Origin of the sequence: Micromonospora sp. NPDC005220, assembly GCF_040607895.1 — a bacterium.
GTDB lineage: Bacteria > Actinomycetota > Actinomycetes > Mycobacteriales > Micromonosporaceae > Micromonospora.
On the sequence record NZ_JBEXHP010000178.1, the window covers coordinates 1 to 7,395 of the forward strand.

The window sequence follows — 7,395 nt, forward strand, 5'->3', positions numbered from 1 at the left end:
TGCCGTTGTCCCCGGCGAAGAACAGGTACATGTTCGTACCGTCACCGATGACCGCCTGATCGATCGGCCCGGTGCCGGAGCCGGTGATGCTCCCGGTGAACAGCGGCTGCGCCCCCGACCATCCGTTCGGGTTGGTGGGGTCGGTCGAGGTCCGGTAGGAGAACGCCGTGCCACCCCACTGGTACGCGAGGACCCAGATGTTCTTCGGCGCGAAATAGAACAACGACGGGGCGACTGTCGCGTTGTTCATCGCGTTCTGGCTGGCCGAGGCCATCTGCGAGTAGTTCGTGAAGAGGCTGAAGTTCATCGAACCCCAGCTGGACCCGGTGTCGTGGGTGGTGGCGTAGACGAGTTGCTGGCCGTTGTACGGGGCGACGGTGAAGTCCTTCAGCGACACCCAACCCGACCTCGGGGTCGCCAACACCCCGGTGGAGGACCACCGGTACGTCGACGGAAGGTCGCACGTGCCGCCCGGCGGCGGGGTCGTCGTCGGCGGCGGCGTGGTCCCACCGTCGACGCGGACGAACTGCCACTGCTGGTTGGTGCCGTTCCAGTCGTCGTACTGCACGATGTTGCCGCCGTCGGCGGTCGAGGCGCCCTGCACCTCCATCACCTTGTTGCTGTTGCGGTTGATCAACCGGACGTAGCCGCTGTCCGAGTCGGCCAACCGGAACTGCTGGTTGGTGCTGTTGTTGTCGGTCCACTGCACGATGCTGGCGCCGTTGGCGGTGGAGAAGCCCGAGACGTCCAGCACCTTGTTGGACAGCCGCGACTTCACCCGGTAGTAGCCACCACCCGAGTCCACGAACTGCCACTGCTGCTGGTTGCCGTTGTTGCGGGTCCACTGGGTGATCCGGGCCCCGTCATTCGTGGCCAGGTTGTAGACGTCCAGGGCCTTGCCGCTGTTGCGGTTCACCAACACGTACCACGCGCTCGTGTCGACGGTCGCCGCGGCGGCGGGCGACGACACCACCGCGACGGCGGCACCACCGACCATCAACGCCGCCGCGCCAGCGGCGAGAAGGCGGGGCAACCACCAACGCCGCCGTGACGGCGGTGCGATCGATGGAGACCTATCGAGGGCAGACATGATCCTCCTTCAGTGACCAAGAGCCGAACGGCCTGCCCGAAGGTGGGCGTACCGCGACGCGTGGCCGAGCATGCGGGCGTCGAAAAGTTAGCGTTAACAAGACGTCTGCGAGCTCTGGCGCACGCCTGATTCGAGATCGACGAAGCAGGGCTTGCCCGGAAAGCCGAGGTGTCGTCGTCCTTAGGCATCGACTGTGAGCGATAACATGCCGTTCGTCAAGACGTAACGTGCTGGGAACATCAGCCGCTCGTTGGCAGCCGATCTTGAGGTGAAACGCCTTCCACCGAGTTCCGCAGGCATCGCCCCGGATCCCCGCTGCGGACCACGGCTGGCCCCTTGAGGAGACACCACGGACGCGTTAACATCGACGGTCGCCCATTGCTGGCGATGCCGGCTATCTCAGCCCGGCAACTCGGCCGGCTGGAGCGCTGCCGCGGCGACGGCTGGCTGAGCGGGCGCGTCTGCACCCGAGACGGCTGGTTGAGCGGGTGCGTCTGCACCCGAGACGGCAGCCCTCGGCGTGGCATCGGGGCCCGCCACAGTCGGGGAGTCGTTGCGATGGCGCCACGGGGGCAGCGGCACCGCCACATCCTTCAGCGCCATGGCGGGGCGCTCGACCAGGTGCCAGGAGAGTGCCGCGAGGACCAGCGTGCCGGCGGACGACACCACCAGGTACGTGACGAAGCCGTACCGCACGCCGATGAGCAGGGCGGCCATCTGTTGTACCGGAAAAGCGTAGATATAGATGCCGTACGAGTAGTCCCGCTTACGGCCGATCGGGTGTAGCCACCGGGGCAGCCCTACCGCCAGGTACAGCAGCAGGAACGCCAGCAGCGGCACCCCGATGACATAGAAGCCGCCGAACCGCGCGGTCACGGCGACCCCGACGACGGCAAGAGCCGCCAGCCAGCCGGTCATCGGCACCAGGTGCGCGTACAGCTTGGCGACCGCGCCGAGCAGGAAAGCGAAGGTCAAGTAGATGACGAGTTGTTTCTCGAAGACCCCGACGACCGGGTAGGGGCCCAGGACGCCGTGCTTGGCCGGCAGTACGACGAATCCGTCACCCCGGACAAAGTCCTCGACGACGACCCCGTACACACCGAGGAGCAGCAGCACGGCGGCACCACGGGCACGGGCCAGAACCGCCGTCGCCGCCAGTGCGGCCAGCATGAAGTAGCAGAGCACCTCGTAGCGCAGTGTCCACAATGAACCATTGACCGGACCGCCACTCTCGATGCCACGCCCATAGGGCACGTCACGCAGAATGCCGGAAATCGTCCACTGCTCCATGGCGAGCAGCCAGTTCGCCCGCAGGTATTGAAACGGGCCTTGCGGGTGGCCCCAGAAGCCATCCAGGGTGCCCCGCTCGTAATAGGCGATCGCCGGGGCCAACACCAATGCGGTCACCAGCAGGCACACCCACAGAGCAGGCAGGATGCGCAGCGCGCGGTGCCAGAGGTACCGCAGCGGACTGAAGCGCAGGGCGCTGCTCGTGATGAGGAAGCCGGAGAGGACGAAGAAGCCATACACCGCGAGCTTGCCGACGTCGGCCTGCCGCATCGTCTCAGCGCTGCCGAGCATCGGCCGACCCAGCGCGAGGGGCCAGCAGTGCGCGACGAGCACCGCGAACGCCAGAATCATCCGCAACAGCCCGATGCTGTTGGCGCGAGCGTCGAATCGATCGGCCAGTGTCGGCAGCCCTCGACCGAGCCGTACCGCCGGCAGTTGCGTCAACGATGCCTTGCCCATACCCGCCCCCGTCGTCCAAGCCTCAGTTGCCAACCGGCACCGCCGTGCCCGTACTGTATGCGGCCCTTCATGAGCCAAGCAGCAGGCGGCGGACGGAACGTGCATCAAGTCGGCACCGGTCCGCAGCCTCGACGTGCCGGCCGGGGCGACGCCACCCCGACGTCAACCGGTAGGTGGCCAGCACCGGGTTGTACAGGCTCATGCTGATGATGATCGCGAGTTCGACGACGATCACCGTGGCGAGACCCGCGAGGCCGGGCTGGACGAAGGCGAGGCCGTACTGACGCCCAGGGCAGGCCGCGGCGCGCCGAGGCCACCACCGGCACCGCGCGGTGACCGCGTCGTCGGTCACCAAGACCGACTGAGGAGACGACGGTGGTCGGATCATCTGCGATCCGACCACCCCGCACGACCGCACGAGCTATCGGCGGCTCCACTGCTGGTTGGTCTGGCCGGTGCAGGTCCAGAGAACGAGCTTCGTGCCGTTGGCCGTACCCACGTTGTAGGGGTCCAGGCAGAGGCCGGACTGCACCCCGGTGATGGTGCCGTTGGCGTTGACGTTCCACTGCTGGTTCGTTCCGCCGTGGCAGTCGTAGATGGTGACCTGGGTGCCCGGGGAGGTGCCGTAGCCGGCGGCGTCGAGGCACTTGTTGCCGTACACGGTCAGTGTCTTGGTGGTCGTGTAGGTCCACTGCTGGTTGGTACGGCCGTGACAGTCCCACAACTGCACCTGGGTGCCGTTGGTGGTGGACGAGCCGGGCACGTCGACGCAGCGACCGGAGAGGGCGCCCACGATCGCGGTGGTCTGTCCGCCGCCGCTGCCCGGGTTGCCGATGCTGCCCGGCACCGACTGCAACGCGCTGTACCAGCGGGCGGCCATCTTGTCGTAGCCGCCGGAGGTGGGGTGGATGCCGTCGATCAGGTCGGCGGTGGTGAGGGCGCTGTGCATGTCGACCAGATGCACCCGCTTGCCGGCGTTCACCTTGCTCTGCACGATGCCGGGGATCGCCGCGTTGAAGGTGCGTGCGGCCGCCTCCTGGTTGCTGTTGGAGAGCGGAATGATCTGCGCGACGAACACCTCCGCGGTGGGAGCCGTGGTGGTGATCCGGTCGATCAGGGTGGAGAGCCGGTTCGGCGCGCTGCTCACGTTGTAGTTCTGCAGGATGTCGTTGGTGCCGATGTGCAGCAGGACGGTCTGCGGCCGTTGGGTGTTCAGCCAGCCGACGATGTTCGCGTCGATCTGGTCGATGCGCCAGCCGGGGTGCCCCTGGTGGTCGTGGTCACCCAGGCTGGCTGGCCCGTTGAACTGCGACCCGACGAAGTCCACGGTGTACCGACCGTTGACGAGCCGCTGCCAGAGCCCGATGCGGTACCCGCCCGGCACCTGGGTGCCCTCGGTGATGGAGTCCCCGAGAGGCATCACCCGCACCCCGCCGTTGGATTCCGCGTTGGCCGGGCCGGTCGAGGTCAGCACCCCGGCAAGGACAACACCGAGTGCGGCGGTCGCCGCGAGCCATCTTGCCCTCGTACGCATAGATTTCTCCCCTGCGGTGGCAGTGCTGACCAGGAGTCAGGCCGTTGCGACCGCTGCCACATCGGCATGACGATGCCGTCGCAGCACTGGGACGGTTTGTTAACGCTAACAGCGATCTATGTAAATTCTTGTCGCTGATTTGGCCCACGTCAAGCACGCCAGGAGCCCGGGGCGAGCGTCGTCCATACCGCTCGCCGCCCGCGCCGCTCGTGTGATCCACTCCGATTTCCTGAAGTCGGGCTGTCGCGGCCCCAGGAACACCCCGACTTCTTGAAGGACGAGTGGATCACGATCGCCGGCTGGCGCGGTGCCGAATGAGGCGCACGCTCAACCTCACCCAAAGCAAGGTCACCGACGACATCTCCACCCCGGCACCCGGCGGGATCTTCAACGACGGCGGCCAGGTCACCGTGGACCAGAAGACGGTCATCAGCGGCAACCCTGGGGGACGACCGAAGGCTCTGACGCAGCGTGGTGGGGTGGCCGGCTCAGGTCTCGATGATGTTGTTGTTCTCGTCGATGCCGTGGCTGCGCCAGTAGACGTCCCACTCGTCGTCGACGTGCTGCGGAACCTTGCCCTCCGGGTAGCGGACGTACGGCGGGGTCGGCTCCTGCCCGTCCGGGAAGCAGGCCCTGCCGCCCTGCCCGCCCACCGCGATGGCCGGATACTCACCGCCGGCGCAGATGCTCTCCTGGAACGAGCAACCGGTGGTGGCCAGCAGCCCACCCAGGCCGACCGCGGCCAGGGTGATCATGATTCGCGTTCGCATGGGGAGAATTCTGGTCGCCCCGGCGGCGCCTGCCATCCGCACGCGTACTCATCCCGCGCCGCGCGGCACGACTCCTCGCCGGGGTGCAGCAAGACCGGGTCCAGCCCCTGGTCGCGCCGCTCGATGCCAGGCCGAGTGGTGACACACCGTCACACGGCATTCCGTATCGACGTACGGTTTCCCACTCAACCCCGGACGCCTCCGGTCGCGTCTCTCTCTGCATCCGCTCGTGATCGCGAGGCGGATGTGACCTGGAGGTGGCGTGAGTCGGTACGAGGACGACGAACAGTTCCGGCTGTTCGTACAACGACAGTGGGGGCCGTTGCTCCGAACGGCCTACCTGCTGACCGGCGACCGGGGAACAGCCGAGGACCTGGCGCAGTCGGCGTTGGAGAAGACTCATCGGCGCTGGGGGCGGGTACTGCGCAGGGACGCGCCCGAGGTCTACGTACGCCGGGTGATGGTCAACACGGCGATTTCCTGGCGGCGTCGGCGGCGGCCGCTGGAGGTGCCGCTGCTGACCTCCGACAGCGCGCCGACGCCGGACGCGTACGCGCAGGTGGAGGAGCGGCAACTGCTTCTCACCGCGCTGCGGCGGTTGCCGCCCAGGACCCAGGCGGTTCTGGTGCTGCGCTACTTCGAGGACCTCAGCGAGGCGGACACCGCCAAGGTTCTCGGCTGTTCCATCGGCTCGGTGAAGAGCCAGGCGTCGCGCGGGTTGGCCCGGATGCGGGTGGAGTTCGCCCCACCCGCTTCCCAGTCCCCGGTACGGCTCGAGGAGGAACTGGCATGACCGAGAGCTTCGCAAATTCGACGCTCAGTCCTGCGCTATGGCAGGCCGCGCACGGCGTCAACGTACCTGAGGACCCGTGGCCGGGGTTCGCCCGGCGCGAGCGACGGCACCGGCGGACGCGGCTGATGCGGGCGGTGGTGGCCGCTGCGGTCGGAGCCGCGCTCGTGGGGGTCCAGACCAACGTGGTGCCCCTGCCCGGATGGGCACCTGGCATCGCGGTCGCTGCCGCCCCGACAGCGCTGCTCGACGCGCCGCCCCGGGGCGCGCTGGCCGGCGATCAGGCCTGGCTGGACACGCTGCGGGCGCGGATCAGCACCGACAGCCCGTTGGGTGGCTGGAGCCCGGACGGCATCTGGAAGGTCGGCGATCGTGACCGGATTCGTTTGCTTTACGGCAGTGACCAGCCGGGCCACCGGGTCGCGCTGGTCGCGGTGCCGCTCCGCCTCGGCCTACTGACCAAGGAGGCGCTGGTCTGGTACGTGGGTCCGGCCGGGGCCGGCGCCGAACAGATGCGCTACGGCGGCCACAGCGAGGGCGTCGATGACCCGGTGATGACCCTGATGCAGTCCGGTCCCGACCGGGGCGGATTCGCGGTCGTCGTCGGGCCGGCCGAATCCACCGTGACGATCAGTGGCGACCCTCGGTACACACCGAGGGGAACCCTGGAGTACCAGGACCTCGCCAGGGCGGACGGCAGCGGAGTCGGGTTCGCCGTCCTGCCCCCCGCGCCGCTTCGGAGCGAACCCGTCGTCCGGGTCAGCCGTGGCGACCACCTGCTCTACCAGGGGGGCCTGGGCGGCGGCCCGTACGACGCGATCGACCCAACCGGACCGGAGATGGACGTCCTGCTCGCCGCCGCCCGACGGGGCGCCCGAGGTACGCCGCTGGACGATGCCAACCTGCGCGACTTCGTCCAATCGGCACTCCTCGACAGTCGTCTCCCGGCTGCCGGGACGACAGTGCGGGTGCGTTGGTCGGGCAGCGGGCACGGCCAAGCCGCCACGCTGCTCACCGTGCAGCCTGCCGGCGGCGGGGTGATCGCGTACGCCAGACACGGCGACGACCGAACCGGCTGGTCGACCGACCTGCGGCTGCTGCTGCCGGCCGAGGGCGCCGACCAGCGACCAATCGGCTGGCGGATCCGGGCTGACAACGGCACCCGCACGCCGACGGACCAGGTGCGGGTGATCGCCCCGCCGGACGCGGCCCGCGTCACGGTCACGATCGGCGGCGCACCCCCCGCCACGGTCACCCTCGACGCGTCGAACGCCGGCACCACCCGGATACCCCCGGACCAGCCGGCCACCCTCACCGCGTACTCCACGGACGGCAGCGTCCTCGGAGCCACTCCGGTGCCGCCGGTCGAGGCCGACATGTCGGGCCTGCCGGGCGACAGCCCGGCTACCCGGGTGACCCCCTGACGAACCGAAAGCGCGGGCGAGCCGTCCGAAGACGGCTC

General features: G+C 68.5%; 7 protein-coding genes. 2 read left to right on the forward strand and 5 right to left on the reverse strand.

Annotated features, from left to right (window positions below; genetic code table 11):
* From ABZU52_RS31085 to ABZU52_RS31105, 5 genes are all read right to left on the reverse strand, one after another.
* The coding region (locus tag ABZU52_RS31085; protein ID WP_354974490.1) for a non-reducing end alpha-L-arabinofuranosidase family hydrolase at positions 1-1,090 on the reverse strand (1,090 nt) is incomplete at its 3' end.
* A gap of 399 nt (positions 1,091-1,489) precedes the next feature.
* Positions 1,490-2,839 (reverse strand): acyltransferase, encoded by a 1,350-nt coding sequence (locus ABZU52_RS31090; protein WP_354974491.1) that lies wholly within the window; start codon positions 2,837-2,839, stop codon positions 1,490-1,492.
* A 67-nt stretch (positions 2,840-2,906) separates the two neighbouring features.
* Positions 2,907-3,191 carry a hypothetical protein gene (locus ABZU52_RS31095; RefSeq protein ID WP_354974492.1) on the reverse strand — a complete coding sequence of 95 codons (285 nt, stop codon included), beginning with the start codon at positions 3,189-3,191 and terminating at the stop codon, positions 2,907-2,909.
* Positions 3,192-3,260: 69 nt separating this feature from the next.
* Positions 3,261-4,373 (reverse strand): ricin-type beta-trefoil lectin domain protein, encoded by a 1,113-nt coding sequence (locus ABZU52_RS31100; protein ID WP_354974493.1) that lies wholly within the window; start codon positions 4,371-4,373, stop codon positions 3,261-3,263.
* A gap of 488 nt (positions 4,374-4,861) precedes the next feature.
* Positions 4,862-5,143: a hypothetical protein gene (locus ABZU52_RS31105; RefSeq protein ID WP_354974494.1), complete on the reverse strand. Its 282-nt coding sequence runs from the start codon at positions 5,141-5,143 to the stop codon at positions 4,862-4,864.
* Positions 5,144-5,405: 262 nt separating this feature from the next.
* Between ABZU52_RS31105 and ABZU52_RS31110 the strand changes: the two genes are divergently transcribed.
* Both ABZU52_RS31110 and ABZU52_RS31115 read left to right on the forward strand, forming a co-directional pair.
* Entirely contained in the window at positions 5,406-5,936 is a 531-nt protein-coding gene (locus ABZU52_RS31110) for a SigE family RNA polymerase sigma factor (protein WP_354862881.1), read from the forward strand.
* Positions 5,933-7,357: a hypothetical protein gene (locus ABZU52_RS31115; protein ID WP_354974495.1), complete on the forward strand. Its 1,425-nt coding sequence runs from the start codon at positions 5,933-5,935 to the stop codon at positions 7,355-7,357. The genes ABZU52_RS31110 and ABZU52_RS31115 overlap by 4 nt, the downstream gene beginning before the upstream one ends.
* Positions 7,358-7,395: the final 38 nt, after the last annotated feature.